Raw genomic sequence first — 18,156 nt, forward strand, 5'->3', positions numbered from 1 at the left:
GCCGACGAGGGCGCACCTTCCCGCGAACGCGTGATGGTCTCGTGGATCCCGGGAAGCGGTACCGGTATGAGATTCCTCGTACGCGACCGGCTCCTCGGCTTCGGTGACGACTACTGGATCGAGGACGACCACGGCACCAAGGTGTTCCTCGTCGACGGCAAGGCCATGCGGCTGCGGGACACCTTCGAGCTGAAGGACACCCGCGGGCGTGTCCTCGTCGACATCCACCAGAAGATGTTCGCCCTGCGGGACACGATGGTGATCGAGCGGGACGGCGAACCGCTGGCGACGATCCGGCGCAAGCGGCTGTCCCTGCTCCGCAACCACTACCGGGTGTCCCTGGTGGACGGTACGGAACTCGACGTCAGCGGGAAGATCCTCGACCGCGAGTTCGTGGTCGAGTACGACGGTGAGCTGCTGGCGGTGATCTCGCGCCGGTGGCTGCACGTACGGGAGACGTACGGCGTGGACGTCGTCCGCGAGGACGCGGACCCCGCGCTGCTGATCGCGGTGGCGGTGTGCGTGATCCACCTGGCGGAGAAGGAGCGGGACGAGGACTGACTCAGCGGCGTGGTGCCGTGAGTCCCAGCATCCGGTCCTTCAACACCGGGAACTGCTCCCGCGTGGTCGCGACCTTGCCGGGGTCGAAGTCCACCGTGAGCACCTGCTCCCCGGCCCCGGCCTCCGCCAGGACCTCACCCCACGGATCGACCACGATCGAGTGACCGGCCTGGGGAACGTCCGCGTGCGTGCCGGCCGTTCCACAGGCGAGAACGAACGCCTGGTTCTCGATCGCGCGGGCCTGGGCGAGCAGCGTCCAGTGGGAGCGGCGCCGCTCGGGCCAGCCGGCCGAGACGACGAGGGTCTCGGCGCCCGCGTCGACGAGCCCGCGGAAGAGCTCGGGGAAGCGGAGGTCGTAGCAGGTGGCGATGCCGACCGTGGTTTCCGGCAGCCGGACCGTCACCAGTTCGCCGCCCGCGCCCATCAGCACGGCCTCGCCCTTGTCGAAGCCGAAGCGGTGGATCTTGCGGTAGGCGGCGGTCAGGTCGCCGGAGGGGGAGAAGACGAGGGAGGTGTTGTAGAGGGTGCCGTCGGCGTCCCGCTCGGGGATCGAACCGGCGTGCAGCCAGACGCCCGCGTCGCTCGCCGCCTTCGCCATGGCCTCGAACGTCGGCCCCTCGAAGGCCTCCGCCTCCGCACCGAACGACTCGTAGGCGAACGCCCCCGTGGTCCACAGCTCCGGCAGCACGACCAGATCGACTCCGGCTTGTTCTCGTACCAGAGCCGCCACACGACGCCGACGCGAATCGACCGATTCGCCGTCGTTTACGTCGATCTGGAGGAGAGAGGCGCGCACACTACCACCGTCCTGGCATTCGAGCCGTCCATACAGGCCTACGATCGTCACACCAAAGCACTGCCGGGGTGCCTCACAGCAGCGTAACTTAGCGTCCCAAGACACCCGCTGCCTGTGCACTGCCCGCGTCCAACCGCCCGAGGGGTCCCGTTCCGTGAGTCTGCATCCCAGCCTTCAGTCCTACGCCGACGCCTGGACCCACTCCGTCGATGCGATATCCGAGTTGGTGTCGCCGCTGGTGGAAGGTGAGTGGAACCGGCGGACGCCCTGCCCCGGCTGGTCGGTGCGGGATCTCGTCTCGCATGTCATCGGGCTCGACTGCGAGATGCTGGGCGATCCTCGGCCGATCCACACGCTTCCCCGCGACCTGTTCCACGTGACCAACGAGCACCAGCGGTACATGGAGATGCAGGTCGACGTGCGCCGCCACCACACGGCGCCGGAGATGACCTCCGAGCTGGAGTACACGATCATCCGCCGCAACCGTCAGCTGCGCAACGAGTCGCGGCAGCCGGACGCCAAGGTGCGCGGGCCGCTGGGGACCGAGATCACCCTCGAGCAGGCGATGCGTAAGCGGGCGTTCGATGTGTGGGTGCACGAACAGGATCTCCGGACCTCGCTCCGCGCGCCCGGCAACCTCGACTCGCCCGGCGCGCACATCGTCCGTGACGAGCTGCTCGGAGCCCTGCCGAAGGTCGTCGCCAAGGACGCGGGGGCGCCCGCGAACTCGGCGGTCGTCTTCGACATCCACGGGCCGCTGGAGTTCCTGCGGACGGTGCGGGTCGATGCGGACGGGCGCGGCTCGATAGACGGTGCCCCCTCTCTCGGCCCGGCCGCCACCCTCACCCTCGACTGGGAGACGTACTTCCGCCTCGCCTGCGGCCGTGTCACGGCTGACGCCGTCTCCGATCGCATCAAGACAGAGGGCGACCCGGAACTGACCTCGGCCATCCTGAGGAACTTCGCGGTCACGCCGTAGCGCGGGGTTCTTCGACTGCGGGTGACCGGGGGCCTGTGGGTGGTCGGGAGCCTGCCGGTGGTCGGGAGCCTGCCGGTGGCCGGGACTCTGCCGGTGGCCGGGAGCCTGTGGGTGGATGGAAGGCTGCCGGTCGGTGGGGGCTGGTCGCGCGGTTCCCCGCGCCCCTGAAGGGGCGCTACGCGGGGACGTGCACCGTCTCCACCCGGCTCGCCACCAACCGCTCCCGCTCCCTGCGCGCCGCCTGCTTCCGCAACCGGAAGATCTGACTCAGCCCCACCGCCTGAAGAACGAACACGGCGGAGAACGCGACGCGATAGTCGTCCCCGGTCGCGTCCAGCAACACGCCGATCGCGAACAACGTCGTCATGGAGGCGACGAAACCACCCATGTTGGTGATCCCGGACGCGGTCCCCTGCCGCTCCGGCGGATTCGCGGGCCGCGCGAAGTCGAACCCGATCATGGAGGCCGGCCCACACGCCCCCAGCACCGTGCACAGCACGACCAGCAGCCACATCGGATCCCGGTCACCGGGATACGCCAGCGCGCTCGCCCAGACCACCGCCGTCGCCGTCACCGTCCCGAGCGCCAGCGGAAGCCGCGCCGCGTGATGCCGGGCGACGATCTGCCCGTAGACGAGTCCCACGAACATGTTGGACAGCACCACGAGGGTGAGCAGTTCACCGGCCGTCGCCCGCGACAGCCCCTGCGCCTGGACCAGGAACGGCATGCCCCACAGGAGCAGGAACACCATCGCGGGGAACTGTGTCGTGAAGTGCACCCACATCCCCAGCCGTGTACCGGGCTCCCGCCACGACGCCGCGATCTGCCGGCGCACATACGCGGCCCCCTGGTGCGGGAACGGTTCCGGCTCGTGCCCCTCGGGGTGGTCCTTCAGGAAGAGGAGAAGGAGTACGAGGACGACGACCCCGGCGAACGCGCTGCCCGCGAACGCCGTCGTCCACCCCACCCCGTGCAGCAGCCGCGCGATGACGAGGGTGGAGACCAGGTTGCCCGCCATGCCCACCAGCCCGGCGAGCTGCGCGACCAACGGCCCCCGCCGCGCCGGGAACCAGCGCGTACCCAGGCGCAGCACGCTGATGAACGTCATCGCGTCCCCGCAGCCCAGCAGCGCGCGCGAGGCCAGGGCCATCCCGTACGAGGAGGAGAACGCGAAGCTCAACTGGCCGGCGGTGAAGAGCAGTACGCCGATGGTCAGTACCTTCTTGGTGCCGAGCACGTCGACCAGCAGGCCCACGGGTATCTGCATGCCCGCGTAGACGAGGAGTTGCAGGATCGAGAAGGTGGAGAGGGCGGAGGCGTTCACATGGAAGCGGTCCGCGGCGTCGAGCCCGGCCACTCCCAGCGACGTGCGGAAGATGACGGCGACGAAGTAGACGGAGACGCCGATGCCCCAGACGCCGATCGCGCGGCGCCCGCCGGGCGGGTCTCCGGGGAGCGAGACGGCCGAGTGGGAGCTCATCGGACCTCTCCCCGCGCCAGGTTCGAGAACCAGCTGACGTGACGGTGGACGATATTGACCGCCGCCTCCGCGTCGCCGGACCGCAGTGCTTCGAGGATCGCCTCGTGCTCGGTGAGCGTCTTGGTGATCCGGTCGGGGTGCGCGTGCATGACGGCGACGCCCATCCGCAACTGCCGGTCGCGCAACTGGTCGTAGAGGCGGGAGAGGATCTCGTTGCCGCCGCTGCGGACGATCTCGGCATGGAAACAGCGGTCGGTGACGGCGGCGCCGGCCAGGTCTCCCGCGGCGGCCTGTTCCTTCTGCTGTGCGAGGAGTTCCTCCAGGCGCGCGATGAGGTGCGGCGACGCGGGTACGGCCTTGCGCGCCGCGTGCTCCTCGACGAGTTGCCGTGTCTCGACCACGTCCGCGATCTCCTGCGCGGAGACGGGCAGGACGAGTGCGCCCTTCTTCGGGTAGAGCTTGATCAGGCCCTCGACCTCGAGCCGGAGCAACGCCTCGCGCACCGGCGTGCGCGAGACCCCCACGGCCTCGGCGAGCTCGCCCTCGGTGAGGAGCGTTCCGCCCTCGTAACGACGTTCCAGGACGCCCCGCTTGACGTGGGCGTAGACGCGGTCGGCGGCGGGGGCTTGCTTGGTGACGGGCGGAGCGGACACGGACGGCGCGGCAGGCATGCGCACATCATAGATACAACACGTACGCATGGTGGCGCGCCGTCCAGGATGCGGACCGGTACCCCCTCACGCGTCAACACCAGTCCCCGGCGTAACCCACGTCACACAATTCAACCCCCTCTTTCGTGCATCCCTTTGGGTCCGTCGCGAGTCCGTACGTAAGACGGCACTACCATGTGCCGTTCTCCCAGGGGCATTTCGCGCATTCGGAGCGTACATTTTGATTACCGGCATTAAGGGCACGCGTTTCCGCCGAGCCGCCGCTGTCACCGTCACCACCGGCGCCGTGCTGGCGGCCGGAGCTTTCGGGGCCGCCCCCGCAGGGGCTGTCACGACGCCCACGATCGCCGCCGCCGGCGGCTACGTGATGAACAACGGCACGGCCAAGACCCTGTACACCAAGGCCGCGGACACCAAGCGTTCCACCGGTTCCACCACCAAGATCATGACCGCCAAGGTCGTGCTCGCGCAGCCGAACCTCAACCTCGACGCCAAGGTCACGATCCAGAAGGCGTACAGCGACTACATCGTCGCCAACAACTACGCCTCCTCGGCCAAGCTGATCGTCGGTGACAAGGTCACCGTCCGTCAGCTCCTCTACGGTCTGATGCTGCCGTCCGGCTGCGACGCCGCGTACGCGCTCGCCGACAAGTTCGGCTCGGGCACGACGCGTGCCGCCCGTGTGAAGTCGTTCATCGGCAAGATGAACACCACCGCGAGGAACCTCGGCCTGACGAACACGCACTTCGACTCGTTCGACGGCATCGGCCACGGCGCCAACTACTCGACGCCGCGCGACCTGACGAAGCTCGCCAGCAGCGCGCTGAAGAACTCCACGTTCAAGACGGTCGTGAAGACCAAGTCGTACACGGCGAAGACCGTCACGAAGACCGGCAGCACCCGCACCATGGGGGCATGGACCAACACGAACACGCTGCTCAGCAGCTACAGCGGCACCATCGGCGTGAAGACCGGCTCCGGCCCCGAGGCCAAGTTCTGCCTCGTCTTCGCCGCCACCCGCAACGGCAAGACCATCATCGGCACCGTCCTCGCCTCCACCTCGGTGGCCCAGCGCGGCACGGACGCGACGAAGCTCCTGAACTACGGCTTCGCCAAGTAGTTCTCGCACACCAGACGAAGGGGGCCCGCCGCTCACCGCGACGGGCCCCCTTCGTCGTGTCCGGCGCCGACTACGCGCCGACGCTCACGCCCAGGTGATCAGCCGCTTCGGCTGCTCCAGGATCGCCGCCACGTCGGCCAGCACCTTGGAACCCAGTTCCCCGTCGACCAGGCGGTGGTCGAAGCTCAGGGCCAGCGTGGTGACCTGGCGGGGCTTGACCTTGCCCTTGTGGACCCACGGCTGGAGCTTGATCGCGCCGATCGCGAGGATCGCCGACTCGCCGGAGTTGAGGATCGGCGTGCCGGTGTCGACGCCGAAGACGCCGACGTTCGTGATCGTGACCGTGCCGCCCTGCATCGCGGCGGGCGAGGTCTTGCCCTCGCGGGCCGTGGCCACCAGCTCGCCCAGCGACTCGGCGAGCTGGGGGAGGGTCTTGGTGTGCGCGTCCTTGATGTTCGGGACGATCAGACCGCGGGGGGTCGCGGCGGCGATGCCCAGGTTCACGTAGTGCTTGAGGACGATCTCCTGGTTGGCCTCGTCCCAGGACGCGTTGACGTCCGGGTTGCGCTTGATGGCGACCAGCAGGGCCTTGGCGATGAGCAGCAGCGGATTGACCCGCAGACCCTGCATCCCATATTTGTCGGGGTCCCGCTTGAGCTCCTCGACGAGCTTCATCGTGCGCGTCACGTCGACCGTCACGAACTCGGTGACATGCGGCGCCGTGAACGCCGAGCCGACCATCGCGGCGGCCGTGGCCTTGCGGACCCCCTTGACCGGGATACGGGTCTCACGCGCCGTGTCGTACGTGACGACCGGAGCGGGAGCCGGTGCCTGGGCGGGAACCGGGGGCGCCGTCACCGCGGGCTGCACCGGAGCCGGAGCGACCGCCGCGTGCACGTCCTCGCGCGTGATGATGCCGTCCGGGCCCGAAGGGGTGACCGTCGCCAGGTCGACGCCGAGGTCCTTGGCGAGCTTGCGGACGGGGGGCTTGGCGAGGGGGCGCTGCCCGACCGCCACGGACCCGTGGCCGTGGCCGTTGAGCTCGCTCTGGATCGCGGTGGCCGCCAGGAACGGCTCGGGCTGCTGGGCCGGGACCTCGGTGCCCTTGCGGGGGCGGCGCTTCGTGGAGGACTCGGCCACCCCGTACCCGACGAGGACCGGCGTGCGGCCCTCGGGCTTGGGTTCCTCGGCGGCGGGTGCCGGGGCGGCAGCCGGTGCCTGGGCGGCGGGGGCCTCCTCGGCGGGGGCCCCGCCGGCCACGGCCACCGCGATGATCACCTGGCCCACGTCCACCGTCGTCCCCTCGGGGAAGCGGAGTTCGCGCACCACGCCGTCGTACGGAATGGGCAGTTCCACGGCGGCCTTCGCGGTCTCGACCTCGCAGACGACCTGGCCGTCGGTGACGGAGTCACCGGGCTGGACGTACCACTTGAGGATCTCCGCCTCGGTGAGCCCTTCGCCCACGTCGGGCATCTTGAACTCGCGGAGCCCCGACGCGTTCTCAGTCATCGTCGTCACGACCCTCTCCTCAGTACGCCAGCGAGCGGTCGACGGCGTCGAGCACCCGGTCCAGGCCAGGAAGGTACTCCTCCTCCAGCCGCGCCGGCGGATAGGGGGCGTGATAGCCGCCCACCCGCAGGACGGGTGCCTCCAGGTGGTAGAAGCACCGCTCCGTGATGCGGGCGGCGATCTCCGCGCCCGTACCCAGGAACACCGGGGCCTCGTGCACCACGACCAGGCGGCGGGTCTTCTCCACCGACGTCTGGACGGAGTCGAAGTCGATCGGGGACATCGAGCGCAGGTCCAGGACCTCGATCGACTTGCCCTCCTCCTGGGCGGCCGCGGCCGCCTCCAGGCAGACCTTCACCATCGGGCCGTAGGCGGCGAGCGTCAGATCGCTGCCCTCGCGGGCCACGACCGCCTTGTGCAGCGGTCCGGGAATCGCGTCGGTGGTGACCTCGCCCTTGTCCCAGTAGCGCCGCTTCGGCTCGAAGAAGATCACCGGGTCGTCGCTCTGGATGGCCTGCTGCATCATCCAGTAGGCGTCCGACGCGTTCGACGGAGAGACCACCTTCAGGCCCGCCACGTGCGCGAACAGCGCCTCGGGGGACTCGGAGTGGTGCTCGACCGCGCCGATGCCACCGCCGTACGGAATCCGGATGACGACGGGGAGCTTGATCTTGCCGAGCGCCCGCGCGTGCATCTTCGCGAGCTGCGTGACGATCTGGTCGTACGCCGGGAAGACGAAACCGTCGAACTGGATCTCCACCACCGGCCGGTACCCGCGCAGTGCGAGACCGATCGCCGTACCGACGATGCCCGACTCGGCGAGCGGGGTGTCGATGACCCGGTCCTCGCCGAAGTCCTTCTGGAGCCCGTCGGTGACCCGGAAGACACCACCGAGCTTGCCGACGTCCTCGCCCATGATCAGGACCTTGGGGTCGGCGTCGAGGGCCGTGCGCAGCGACTCGTTGATCGCCTTGGCCAGCGCCATCTTTTCCGCAGCCATCGCTACTTGCCCTCCCCTTCATCCGCGAACGACGCCTGGTAGGCGGCGAACTGGGCCCGCTCCTCGTCGACGAGCGCGTGCCCGTCCGCGTACACGTTCTCGAAGATGGCGAAGTGGTCCGGGTCCGGCATGGCGCGGACGACTTCGCGTACTCGTTTGCCCAACGCCTCGCTCTCGGCCTCAAGTTCCGCGAAGAATCCCTCGTCCGCGTGGTTTGAAGCCTCCAGGTACGTGCGCAGGCGCAGGATCGGGTCCTTCGCCTCCCACGATTCGCGCTCCTCGTCGGCCCGGTACTTGGTCGGGTCGTCGGAGGTGGTGTGCGCGCCCATGCGGTAGGTGTACGCCTCGACGAGGGTGGGACCCTCGCCGCGGCGGGCCCGCTCCAGCGCCCACTTGGTGACCGCCAGGCAGGCGAGGACGTCGTTGCCGTCGACCCGGACGCCCGGGAAGCCGTAGCCCTGCGCGCGCTGGTAGAGCGGGACGCGGGTCTGCTTCTCGGTGGGCTCGGAGATCGCCCACTGGTTGTTCTGGCAGAAGAACACGACCGGGGCGTTGTAGACCGCGGAGAAGGTGAACGATTCAGCGACGTCGCCCTGGCTGGAGGCGCCGTCCCCGAAATACGCGATCACGGCCGAGTCCGCGCCGTCCTTGGCGACGCCCATGGCGTAGCCGGTGGCGTGCAGTGTCTGCGAGCCGATGACGATCGTGTACAGGTGGAAGTTGTTGCTGTTCGGGTCCCAGCCGCCGTTGTTCACACCCCGGAACATGCCGAGCAGGTTGGTCGGGTCGACCCCGCGGCACCAGGCGACGCCGTGCTCACGGTAGGTCGGGAAGACGTAGTCGTCCTCACGGGTGGCCCGGCCGGAGCCGATCTGGGCCGCCTCCTGGCCGAGCAGCGAGGCCCACAGGCCCAGCTCGCCCTGGCGCTGCAGGGAGGTGGCCTCGGCGTCGAAGCGGCGGGTCAGCACCATGTCCCGGTACAGACCGCGCAGCTCTTCGGGGGTGATGTCGGCCACGTACGGGTCGTACGTGGCGTCCTTGACCCGCTTGCCCTCCGGCGTCAGCAGCTGGACGAGCTCGGGACCGGGGCCCGATGCGCCAGGTGCGCCGGGTACGCCCGGTGTCTTCTTGCCTGCGGCCGCGCTGGTGCGCTTGCTCGCGGCGTTCTTCGTACCGGTCGTACTGGCGCCGCTCTTCGCAGCGGTCGTACCGGCGCTGCGTCGCGGCTTGCGCGCGGCAGTGCTCTCCACGGTCACGTGTGCTCCTCCGTCGGTCCGGCCCCCGGGGTTGCCGGGTGGCCAGTGCGGCTCGCCTGCTCCAAGTACCCGTGCACGGGGTGGGTGCACTCGGCCGGGAACAGGCGTGACAGGTGCCCCGGCGAGCGCCCTGCAACGGCCACGTTACCCAGTGCTCCACATTTCTGTGAAACCCCTCCTGACCTGCGTTTTTGCTTGGACTTCCCACTACTTTTTAGTCGGATTTCCAAGTAATGCACGCAGGCCGGGAACAGTCGCTGGTCACAGCACTGGTCACAGCCTTGCAGGGGGCCGGAACACGGGCACGTTATCCCGGTCACCCCAGGCACGGGAAGAGTTCACCCCGGGCAGGGCCAAGGGTGGCGTGTGACACTGACTTTGTGCCCGGAAACGGAAAAATTACCGTATTTCTCCTCGACGATCACGAGGTGGTACGCCGCGGTGTCCATGAGTTGCTTTCGGGCGAGGACGACATCGAGGTCGTCGGCGAGGCCGGCACGACGGCCGACGCGCTGGTGCGGATCCCGGCCACGGCCCCGGACGTCGCGATCCTGGACGTACGGCTCCCGGACGGCAGCGGGGTGGAGGTCTGCCGCGAGATCCGGTCCCAGAACGAGGCCATCAAGTGCCTGATGCTGACCTCCTTCGCCGACGACGAGGCCCTTTTCGACGCGATCATGGCGGGCGCGTCGGGCTATGTGCTGAAGGCGATCCGCGGCGCCGAACTGCTCTCGGCCGTACGCGATGTCGCCGCCGGGAAGTCGCTGCTCGACCCGGTGGCCACCGCCCAGGTCCTGGAGCGGCTGCGGCACGGCGGCAGCGCCAAGAACGACGACGGGCTCGGGCACCTCACCGAGCAGGAGCGCAAGATCCTCGACCTGATCGGCGAGGGACTCACCAACCGCACGATCGGCGAGCGGCTGCATCTCGCCGAAAAGACGATCAAGAACTACGTGTCGAGCCTGCTGTCCAAACTGGGCATGGAACGACGCTCCCAGGCCGCCGCCTATGTGGCGCGCATCCAGGCGGAGAGGCAGCACCGCTGAGCCATTCGGGACCTTTGGCCCCTCTTCAAGGGGCGGGCGCCTCTTTTTCGGGTCCTTCAGGGTGCCGGAAATTGGGGGTATGCCCAACGACGACGACCTCGCCGTGGAACTTCTCGGCCGCACCGACCACGGCCAGGTGGCCGCCAGCCTGCGCGCCATGCCCTTTCTCGCCCTCGCCCGCCACGTCGTGGTCGACGGCCGCGTCCTGTTGCGCCTGCACCGCGGCTGCGGGTACCACCCGGCCTGTCTCGGGAGCGTCGTCGCCTACGGCACCGACAACCTGGATTCCGCAGAGCCGGGCGAGAGCGTGTGGTCCGTACAGATCGTGGGCCGGTGCGAGGCCGTGGAGCCGACCGCGGCCCACCGGGAGCTCTTCGGGCCCGCGCCGCGGTTCGTGGACGGCGAGCCCTACGACCCGGTCTATCTGGGCATCGAGCCCCAGTTCTCCACCGTCCACTCCATGGACAATGGCCTGGAACGCCAGTTCCGGCGCACCCTGTGACTGTCCCCTGATCGAAGACGACTGTCTGTGACAAACCCGAGGTCAGAGGCCCGGCTCGTGCCCTAGCATCTGGCGCGTGCCGCGCTCATCCGTACCACCCCCGGTGTCTCACGCGCCCCCTCTGGGCGCCCTCCTCCGCCAGTACGCCGCCGGGTCCGCGCTGACCTGCGACCCCGTCGAACAGGGACTGCTCAACCACGGCTACCGGCTTCGCACCACCCGCGGCCGCTACTTCCTCAAACACCATTTCGACCCCGAGACCGCCGACCCCGTCGCGATCGCCCGCCAGCACCGGGCGACCCAGCGCCTCGCGGACCTCGGCGTTCCCGTCGCCCCACCGCTGACCGGCACCGACGGGCGCACGGTCGCCGTCATCGGGGGCCACGCGTACGCGCTGCACCCCTGGATCGACGGCCGGCACCGGCACGGCGGCCAGCTCTCCACGGAGCAGTGCGCACGACTGGGGGCGCTCCTGGGCGTCGTCCACGCGAGCCTGGAGCGGGTGATGCCGACGGACGGCCGTGCCCCGGCGACACCTGCCGACACCACCCGGGCGAGGCGAGGGACGGCGGAAGCGGAGAGGCCGGCGGGAGGGGGCGGCTCAACGGGGGTGGAAGGCTCAGCGGCGGCCGAAGGGGTCGATCCGGCCCGGGGAGCCGACCCCGCGGACACCTTCGCGCTCATCGACCGCCTGCTCGCCCGGGTGCGACGCCACCGCCCGTACGACGCCTTCGACGCACTGGCCCGGCACCGGCTCCTCGAGCGGCGCGCCCTCCTGGAGCGGCATGCCGACCGACGGCCCCCGCAGGGCGGCTCGGTCGGCTGGGTGCACGGCGACTTCCACCCCTTCAACCTGCTCTACCGCGACGGTGAACCGGCCGCGATCGTCGACTGGGACCGGCTGGGCGTCCATCCCCGCGCCGAGGAGGCCGTACGCGCCGCGGTGATCTTCTTCGTACGTCCCGTCGGCGCGCTCGACCTGGCGAAGGTGCGGGCCTACGCGCGCGCGTACCGGCGGACGGCGGGCGCGGGACCCGCCGAACTGGCGGCCGCCGTGCACCGGGTGTGGTGGGAGCGCCTCAACGACTTCTGGATGCTGCGCTGGCACTACGAGCGCGGCGACACCCGCGCCGATCCGCAGTTCCCGGCGGCCTCGGCGCTGGCGGTGTGGTGGACGCGGGAGTACGACGCGGTGCGCGAGGCGTTCGCCGACTGATCGCCGTCACCGGTCGGGTCGCCGTCACCGGGCAGGGCAGAAACACCACGCGCGCGTGGCGCCCGTTTCGGGCTTCACGCGCGCGTGGTGGACGTCTGCGTCGGTGTCCTTCAAGGGCCCTGCGAGCTGCCCTGGTTGTCGCCGACGCCGCCGTCGCCGTCCGTCGGATCGACCGGCGTCGACGGTTCCTCGCTCGGGCTCGCCGGGTCCGAAGGTGTCGTGTCCGTCGGCGTCGTGTTCGTGGCCGGGTCCGACGGCTGGCTCGAGGGCCGACTGCTGTAGCTCGGGGACGGCGTGTACGACGGCGTGTAGCCCGAACCGCCGCCCGAGCTGGTGTCGTCGTCCGTGGAATCGTCCGTCGGGGTGTCCGTGGCCGTGTCACTGGGCGTCGCACTGGACTCGTCGTCCTTCTTCGACTGCGAGGCCGTCGGCGACTGCGTCGTACTGGTCCCGCTGCCACCGGTGTCAGCGGTGCGGTGGAGCGCGAGCGCGACGCCCGCCGCGATCGCGATCACCGCGAGGACCGCGAGGATCCACAGCTTGCCGCGGCCGCTGCCGTGGTTGCCGTGTCCCTCGAAGCCGCCGTCGTCCCCGCCGCTGCCGTACGGCGGGATCATCGGCGCCGGGATCTGCGTGGTGCCGGAGTCACCGGGGTGCGGCAGCGCGGTCGTGCCGGCGAAGCCGGACGCCGGGGTGTGCAGCCCCTCGTGCACGGCGACCGGGCCGGTGTTCCAGGTGCCGGTGTGCCCGCCCTGGTCGTACAGCATCTGCAGCCCGTACTGGACCAGGCCCCGCATCTCCTCGGCGGTCTGGAACCGGTCGTCCGGCTCCTTCGCGAGGGAGCGCATGACGAGCCCGTCGAGCTCCGGCGGTGCCCCGGCCGCGACCTCGGAGGGAGGCACCGGGATGTCCTGGACGTGCTGGTAGACCACCGACAGCGGCGTCTCGCCGGTGAACGGGGGCCGCAGCGCGAGGAGTTCGTACAGCAGGCAACCGGTCGCGTACAGGTCGGAGCGGTGGTCGACGGCCTTGCCGAGGGCCTGCTCCGGGGAGAGGTACTGCGGTGTGCCCATGACCATGCCGGTCTGGGTCATCGTCGACTGCGCGCCGTGCAGGGCGCGCGCGATGCCGAAGTCCATCACCTTCACCGCACCGGTGTTCGTGATGATCACGTTCGCCGGCTTGATGTCGCGGTGCACGATGCCGTGTTGGTGCGAGTAGGCGAGCGCCTCCAGGACACCGGACACGATGATCAGCGCCTGCTCGGGCCCGGGGGCCTCGGCGTTGATCAGCAGATCGCGGATCGTGCGGCCCTCGACGAGCTCCATCACGATGTACGGGACGACTCCGTGGCCGACCACGTCCTCGCCCGAGTCGTACACGGCGACGACGGCGTGGTGGTTGAGTCCGGCCACCGACTGCGCCTCACGCGTGAAGCGGGCCTTGGACACCGGGTCCTCGGCCAGGTCGGAGCGGAGCAGCTTGACCGCGACGGTGCGCCCGAGGCGCACGTCCTCGGCCGCAAACACCTCGGCCATGCCGCCCCGGCCTAGTCTGTGGGTCAGCCGGTATCGGCCGTCCCCCACAAGTCCGCCGTTACCCCACATCTCCGGCGCATCTGACATACCGCCGCCAGTCGCCTCGGGGTCGGACGGGCCCTGAGCGCGCTGCTGCTGTGCCATCAGTCCTCGCCGTCGTTTCTGCCCGCGGTCTGCGCGGTGGTTGTTACGGTCTCCGTCGGGCCACGCTACAGGCTTCGCGCAAGGCTCCGGCCCGAGATGGAAGTGAGATGGACCGGCCATGAAACCTGTCCTGGGTACCCGCGTGCAAATTCCGTGTACCGCCCGCACGGCAGCTGTAACGCTTCCGCGACGCTTCTTTCGCAGACGGTCACGGAACGGGCACCGCGCTTGACGTGTCAGTGCCCTACGGCAGACTTGGCCGGGAATCAGCCAATCGATCACCGCAACACAGATCGATCACAGCTCGGACTCGCTACGGATCAACGCGCAGATCACCGCGCGGATCATCGCACGATCGCGCGGAGCGCGCGGCACAGCTGGCAGCACGGGCAGAACAATCCGCGCCAATGGGGGACGCAGAACATGAGCCAGGACGGCGCACAGGGCCGGTACGCGGGGCGCGCGGTCGCCGGCGGCCGCTACCAGCTGCGTGATCTGCTCGGCGAAGGCGGCATGGCCTCGGTGCACCTCGCCTACGACTCGGTGCTCGACCGCCAGGTCGCGATCAAGACACTGCACACCGAGCTCGGCCGCGAGCAGGCCTTCCGCGAGCGCTTCCGCCGCGAGGCCCAGGCGGTGGCGAAACTCACGCACACGAACATCGTCTCGGTCTTCGACACCGGCGAGGACGAACTGGGCGGCATGACGACGCCGTACATCGTCATGGAGTACGTCGAGGGCCGCCCGCTCGGCTCCGTGCTCGACCAGGACATCGCGCAGTACGGGGCCATGCCCGCCGACAAGGCCCTGAAGATCACCGCGGACGTGCTGGCGGCCCTGGAGATCAGCCACGAGATGGGCCTGGTCCACCGGGACATCAAGCCGGGCAACGTGATGATGACGAAGCGCGGCGTCGTCAAGGTGATGGACTTCGGCATCGCCCGCGCCATGCAGTCCGGCGTCACCTCGATGACGCAGACCGGAATGGTCGTCGGCACCCCGCAGTACCTCTCCCCGGAGCAGGCGCTCGGCCGGGGTGTGGACGCCCGGTCCGACCTGTACTCCGTCGGCATCATGCTGTTCCAACTGGTCACCGGGCGGCTGCCGTTCGAGGCCGACTCAGCGCTGGCCATCGCGTACGCGCACGTCCAGGAGGAGCCGGTCACGCCCTCCTCGATCAACCGCTCGCTGCCCCCGGCGGTGGACGCGCTGGTCGCCCGCGCACTGAAGAAGAACCCGAACGAGCGTTTCCCGAGCGCCGAGACCATGCGCGACGAGTGTCTGCGGGTGGCCCAGTCGCTGCACGCCACCGCGCCGAGCATCGTGCCGGGGGCCAGGACGTCGAGCGGCGCGGGCGTCGGCTCGGCCGTCTTCCCGCCCGTCGACCGGGCGATGCCCACCCCGGGTCCCGTACAGACGCCCTACCAGCCCGGTCCCTACGGTGCGCCGGTCCCGACGCCCACGCCGTCCCAGGCGTACGGGTATCCGCAGCAGGGGGGCTACCCGACGCCGGGGGTCCCGGCGTACGCCCCCCAGCAGGGCGTGTCGACCCCGCCGCCGTACCACCTCGCGCCCCAGCCCCAGACCTCCGTCCCGGGTGACCCGGGTGGCCGCAAGGGCAACAAGGCGGTCGTCGTCGGCTCGATCGTGGTCGCGCTCGTCGCGATCGGCGGACTGGTCGCCGCCCTCGCGCTGCGCAACGGGCACAGCGACGCCCAGGGAGGCGGCGGCAGCAGCCCCTCGCCGTCGGTGGTGGCGGGCCACAAGGGTCCGGACACGTCGAAGACGATCGACGAGGAGAAGTGCACGTCTCCACAGGAGACGTACAACGACCCGAACAAGATCCAGATCCCGGACTTCCACTACAAGAACCTGACGTCGGTGAAGTCCTGCTTCCAGGCCGCGGGCTGGCACATGAAGATCAAGCACGTCAACGAGACCACCTACGGCCAGGACACGATCATGGATCAGTTCCCGTCCGCGGGTGACGACGTCGATCCCAAGGACATGCCGGACATCGTGCTGAGCGTCTCGACGGGCAACCCGGCCTGAACCGCCGGACGTAGGGACGGGCCCGGCACTTCACGTGCCAGGCCCGTCTCGTGAGAAGGGGTCGCCTCGGAAGAAGGGGTCGCCGGGGACTACAGGTACGGTCCGCCGGAGCGGCCGCCCGCACGCGGGTCCTCGTCGCCGTCCAGGCCGCCGACGCCCGGCGGGAGCGCGCGGCGCATCTGCTCCAGCTGGGCCCTGGCCGCCATCTGCTGGGCGAACAGGGTCGTCTGGATGCCGTGGAAGAGGCCCTCCAGCCAGCCCACCAGCTGGGCCTGCGCGATCCGCAGCTCGGCGTCGGTGGGGATCACGTCGTCCGTGAAGGGCAGCGAGAGCCGCTCCAGCTCCTCGACCAGCTCGGGCGCCAGGCCGTCCTCCAGCTCCTTCACGGAACTGGAGTGGATCTCCTTGAGCCGGACCCGGCTCGCCTCGTCCAGAGGTGCGGCGCGCACCTCTTCGAGAAGCTGCTTGATCATGCTCCCGATACGCATGACCTTGGCGGGCTGTTCGACCATCTCCGTCACCGGGACCTCGCGGGAGTCCTCGTCACCGGTGCCACCGAGAGCCATTCCGTCCTGGCCCACGACCAGGATCTGGGGGTTCTCCGGCGACCTTTCGTTCCTCGGCATCTCCATGCGGCCATTCTCTCGCACCCCTCCACCTCATCAGGGTGGTGCCCCCCGTGCAGCGTGATCCACCCTCCAGGCGATCGTCGAGATGCCGGGAAAGGGAGGTCATGTGAGGCTTGCTCCATTGATCATGGGACTCCTCACCGGGAGGGGGTCACCCACATGACTCCACGGCTCACCGCGTTCCGTGTGGCCGGACTGCTGCTCGTCCTGACGACCGGCACGATATGCCCTTCGTACGCCGTCTCCTACGCCGCCGATCCCACTCCGAGCACCGGCGTCTCCCGCGCCGGGAGCAGCGAGGGAGAGGGCCGTACGCGACCGGGGCGCGCGGAGCCCACGGCGGGGGACGTGGACGAGAACGGAAACCACGAGGACACCGTGCCGACGTACACGGACCGCGACCCCGCCGGGGAGGACGCCGCGTCGGACCACCCGGTGGCCACCGACGCCCCCGAGCCGTCGCGACCCGCGGCCGTGCCCGTCCAGCACCAGGTGGTCGGTCCGGCGTCCGCCCCCGAACCGGTCCTCGAGATCCTGCCTCTCGGCAGCGGGCTGATCTTCATCGGCCTGGGCCTGGGCCTGGCCTTCCTCGCCCTGCGCCTGCGCCGCGACTGAGCGGACCGCCCGGGCACCCGAACCGGGTCGTCGGGGCTTCGGTGTCCTAGTCCTTGCCGGGGACGACGAGGAGGACCTTGCCGATGTGGCCGCTCTCCTCCAGGATCTGGTGCCCCGTAGCCGCGTCGCTCATCGGCAGCTCACGGTCGACGACAGGACGTACGTGGCCGGAGGCGATCAGCGGCCACACGTGCTCGCGTACGGCCGCGACGATCGCCGCCTTCTCGCCGAGCGGGCGGGCGCGCAGCGAGGTGGCGCTGATCGCGGCACGCTTGGTGAGGAGCGCGCCGATGTTCAGCTCGCCCTTGCCGCCGCCCTGCAGGCCGATGATCGCGAGCCGTCCGTTGACCGCGAGGGTCCGCACATTGCGGTCGAGGTACTTGGCGCCCATGTTGTCGAGGATGACGTCGGCGCCCGAGCCGTCCGTGGCGCGGTCGATCTCCTCGACGAAGTCCTGCTCGCGGTAGTTGATGAGGATGTCCGCGCCGAGCTCGGCGCAGAAGTCGAGCTTCTCCTTGGTGCCGGCCGTGACGGCGACCTTCGCGCCGACGGCCTTCGCCAGCTGGATCGCCATGGTGCCGATGCCGCTGGAGCCGCCGTGCACGAGCAGGGTCTCGCCCGGGCGCAGGTGGGAGATCATGAAGACGTTGGACCAGACGGTGCAGGTCACCTCGGGCAGTGCGGCCGCCTGCTTGAGGTCCAGACCCTCGGGAACGGGCAGCAGCTGCCCGGCCGGGACGGCGACCTTCTCGCCGTATCCGCCGCCCGCGAGCAGCGCGCAGACCTCGTCGCCGACGGCCCATCCGGAGACTCCGGGGCCGGTCTCGACGATCCGGCCCGAGCACTCGAGTCCGGGGTACGGGGAGGCGCCGGGCGGCGGGTTGTAGAAGCCCTGCCGTTGCATCAGGTCGGCGCGGTTGACGGCGCTGGCCACTACTTCGACGAGAACTTCCCCGTCACCGGGAACGGGATCCGGCACATCCGTCCACGTGAGCACTTCGGGGCCGCCGGGCTGGGTGATCGTCACTGCCTTCATAGGGCC

17 protein-coding genes are annotated in these 18,156 nt (G+C 69.8%); 8 read left to right on the top strand and 9 right to left on the bottom strand.

Features of this window, described 5'->3' with window-relative positions; all coding sequences use genetic code 11:
• Positions 1-66: 66 nt before the first annotated feature.
• A complete protein-coding gene (locus OG568_RS25710) occupies positions 67-561 on the top strand; it encodes an LURP-one-related/scramblase family protein (protein ID WP_329533281.1) in 495 nt (164 codons plus the stop codon).
• Between the two features lies 1 nt (position 562).
• Here OG568_RS25710 and OG568_RS25715 read toward each other — a convergent pair whose 3' ends face one another.
• Positions 563-1,357, bottom strand: coding sequence for a carbon-nitrogen family hydrolase (locus tag OG568_RS25715; RefSeq protein ID WP_329533282.1), 795 nt, complete (start codon positions 1,355-1,357; stop codon positions 563-565).
• 154 nt (positions 1,358-1,511) lie between these two features.
• On the opposite strand from OG568_RS25715, the gene OG568_RS25720 reads away from it, so the two are divergent.
• Positions 1,512-2,336 carry a maleylpyruvate isomerase family mycothiol-dependent enzyme gene (locus tag OG568_RS25720; protein WP_329366296.1) on the top strand — a complete coding sequence of 275 codons (825 nt, stop codon included), beginning with the start codon at positions 1,512-1,514 and terminating at the stop codon, positions 2,334-2,336.
• A gap of 175 nt (positions 2,337-2,511) precedes the next feature.
• On the opposite strand, the gene OG568_RS25725 is transcribed toward OG568_RS25720, so the two are convergent.
• Together OG568_RS25725 and OG568_RS25730 are read right to left on the bottom strand one after the other, a co-directional pair.
• Complete coding sequence (locus OG568_RS25725) at positions 2,512-3,816, bottom strand: MFS transporter (protein ID WP_266432434.1); 1,305 nt, start codon at positions 3,814-3,816, stop codon at positions 2,512-2,514.
• Positions 3,813-4,487, bottom strand: coding sequence for a GntR family transcriptional regulator (locus OG568_RS25730; protein ID WP_266583987.1), 675 nt, complete (start codon positions 4,485-4,487; stop codon positions 3,813-3,815). The genes OG568_RS25725 and OG568_RS25730 overlap by 4 nt, the downstream gene beginning before the upstream one ends.
• Positions 4,488-4,707: 220 nt before the next feature.
• On the opposite strand from OG568_RS25730, the gene OG568_RS25735 reads away from it, so the two are divergent.
• Positions 4,708-5,607, top strand: a complete 900-nt coding sequence (locus OG568_RS25735) for a D-alanyl-D-alanine carboxypeptidase family protein (RefSeq protein WP_329533283.1) — start codon at positions 4,708-4,710, stop codon at positions 5,605-5,607.
• A gap of 84 nt (positions 5,608-5,691) precedes the next feature.
• Here the strand turns inward: OG568_RS25735 and OG568_RS25740 are convergent, their stop codons facing one another.
• The 3 genes from OG568_RS25740 to pdhA are packed head-to-tail and all read right to left on the bottom strand — an operon-like array spanning position 5,692 to position 9,372.
• Positions 5,692-7,125, bottom strand: coding sequence for a dihydrolipoamide acetyltransferase family protein (locus tag OG568_RS25740; RefSeq protein ID WP_329533284.1), 1,434 nt, complete (start codon positions 7,123-7,125; stop codon positions 5,692-5,694).
• A gap of 10 nt (positions 7,126-7,135) precedes the next feature.
• Positions 7,136-8,116, bottom strand: a complete 981-nt coding sequence (locus tag OG568_RS25745; protein WP_266432444.1) for an alpha-ketoacid dehydrogenase subunit beta — start codon at positions 8,114-8,116, stop codon at positions 7,136-7,138.
• 2 nt (positions 8,117-8,118) lie between these two features.
• Positions 8,119-9,372: a pyruvate dehydrogenase (acetyl-transferring) E1 component subunit alpha gene (gene pdhA, locus OG568_RS25750; protein ID WP_266432446.1), complete on the bottom strand. Its 1,254-nt coding sequence runs from the start codon at positions 9,370-9,372 to the stop codon at positions 8,119-8,121.
• 380 nt (positions 9,373-9,752) lie between these two features.
• Between pdhA and OG568_RS25755 the strand changes: the two genes are divergently transcribed.
• The 3 genes from OG568_RS25755 (at position 9,753) to OG568_RS25765 (ending at position 12,136) form a co-directional block, all read left to right on the top strand.
• Positions 9,753-10,418 carry a response regulator transcription factor gene (locus OG568_RS25755; RefSeq protein WP_329533285.1) on the top strand — a complete coding sequence of 222 codons (666 nt, stop codon included), beginning with the start codon at positions 9,753-9,755 and terminating at the stop codon, positions 10,416-10,418.
• Positions 10,419-10,497: 79 nt separating this feature from the next.
• Positions 10,498-10,920, top strand: a complete 423-nt coding sequence (locus tag OG568_RS25760; RefSeq protein ID WP_329533286.1) for a pyridoxamine 5'-phosphate oxidase family protein — start codon at positions 10,498-10,500, stop codon at positions 10,918-10,920.
• A 76-nt stretch (positions 10,921-10,996) separates the two neighbouring features.
• A complete protein-coding gene (locus OG568_RS25765; protein ID WP_329533287.1) occupies positions 10,997-12,136 on the top strand; it encodes a phosphotransferase in 1,140 nt (379 codons plus the stop codon).
• Positions 12,137-12,246: 110 nt separating this feature from the next.
• Here OG568_RS25765 and OG568_RS25770 read toward each other — a convergent pair whose 3' ends face one another.
• Positions 12,247-13,818 carry a protein kinase domain-containing protein gene (locus OG568_RS25770; RefSeq protein ID WP_329533288.1) on the bottom strand — a complete coding sequence of 524 codons (1,572 nt, stop codon included), beginning with the start codon at positions 13,816-13,818 and terminating at the stop codon, positions 12,247-12,249.
• A 423-nt stretch (positions 13,819-14,241) separates the two neighbouring features.
• Here OG568_RS25770 and OG568_RS25775 point away from each other — a divergent pair, with 423 nt between their 5' ends.
• The gene (locus tag OG568_RS25775; protein WP_329533289.1) at positions 14,242-15,870 is read left to right on the top strand and encodes a protein kinase domain-containing protein; all 1,629 of its coding nucleotides are present in this window, start codon (positions 14,242-14,244) and stop codon (positions 15,868-15,870) included.
• Positions 15,871-15,959: 89 nt separating this feature from the next.
• Here the strand turns inward: OG568_RS25775 and OG568_RS25780 are convergent, their stop codons facing one another.
• On the bottom strand, positions 15,960-16,502 hold the full coding sequence (locus tag OG568_RS25780; RefSeq protein WP_266432459.1) for a bacterial proteasome activator family protein: 543 nt from the start codon (positions 16,500-16,502) through the stop codon (positions 15,960-15,962).
• A gap of 156 nt (positions 16,503-16,658) precedes the next feature.
• On the opposite strand from OG568_RS25780, the gene OG568_RS25785 reads away from it, so the two are divergent.
• Complete coding sequence (locus OG568_RS25785; protein WP_329533290.1) at positions 16,659-17,114, top strand: hypothetical protein; 456 nt, start codon at positions 16,659-16,661, stop codon at positions 17,112-17,114.
• 46 nt (positions 17,115-17,160) lie between these two features.
• Here the strand turns inward: OG568_RS25785 and OG568_RS25790 are convergent, their stop codons facing one another.
• The gene (locus OG568_RS25790; RefSeq protein ID WP_329533291.1) at positions 17,161-18,150 is read right to left on the bottom strand and encodes an NAD(P)H-quinone oxidoreductase; all 990 of its coding nucleotides are present in this window, start codon (positions 18,148-18,150) and stop codon (positions 17,161-17,163) included.
• Between the last annotated feature and the right edge of the window lie 6 nt (positions 18,151-18,156).

The organism is Streptomyces sp. NBC_01450, assembly GCF_036227505.1.
GTDB lineage: Bacteria > Actinomycetota > Actinomycetes > Streptomycetales > Streptomycetaceae > Streptomyces.

Coding starts and splice junctions, on each gene's coding strand:
- OG568_RS25710 (WP_329533281.1), top strand. CDS start 67: ATGAGATTCCTCGTACGCGACCGGCTCCTCGGCTTCGGTGACGACTAC.
- OG568_RS25725 (WP_266432434.1), bottom strand. CDS start 3,816: ATGAGCTCCCACTCGGCCGTCTCGCTCCCCGGAGACCCGCCCGGCGGG.
- OG568_RS25730 (WP_266583987.1), bottom strand. CDS start 4,487: ATGCCTGCCGCGCCGTCCGTGTCCGCTCCGCCCGTCACCAAGCAAGCC.
- OG568_RS25745 (WP_266432444.1), bottom strand. CDS start 8,116: ATGGCTGCGGAAAAGATGGCGCTGGCCAAGGCGATCAACGAGTCGCTG.
- OG568_RS25760 (WP_329533286.1), top strand. CDS start 10,498: ATGCCCAACGACGACGACCTCGCCGTGGAACTTCTCGGCCGCACCGAC.
- OG568_RS25770 (WP_329533288.1), bottom strand. CDS start 13,818: ATGGCACAGCAGCAGCGCGCTCAGGGCCCGTCCGACCCCGAGGCGACT.
- OG568_RS25775 (WP_329533289.1), top strand. CDS start 14,242: ATGAGCCAGGACGGCGCACAGGGCCGGTACGCGGGGCGCGCGGTCGCC.
- OG568_RS25780 (WP_266432459.1), bottom strand. CDS start 16,502: ATGGAGATGCCGAGGAACGAAAGGTCGCCGGAGAACCCCCAGATCCTG.
- OG568_RS25785 (WP_329533290.1), top strand. CDS start 16,659: ATGACTCCACGGCTCACCGCGTTCCGTGTGGCCGGACTGCTGCTCGTC.
- OG568_RS25790 (WP_329533291.1), bottom strand. CDS start 18,150: ATGAAGGCAGTGACGATCACCCAGCCCGGCGGCCCCGAAGTGCTCACG.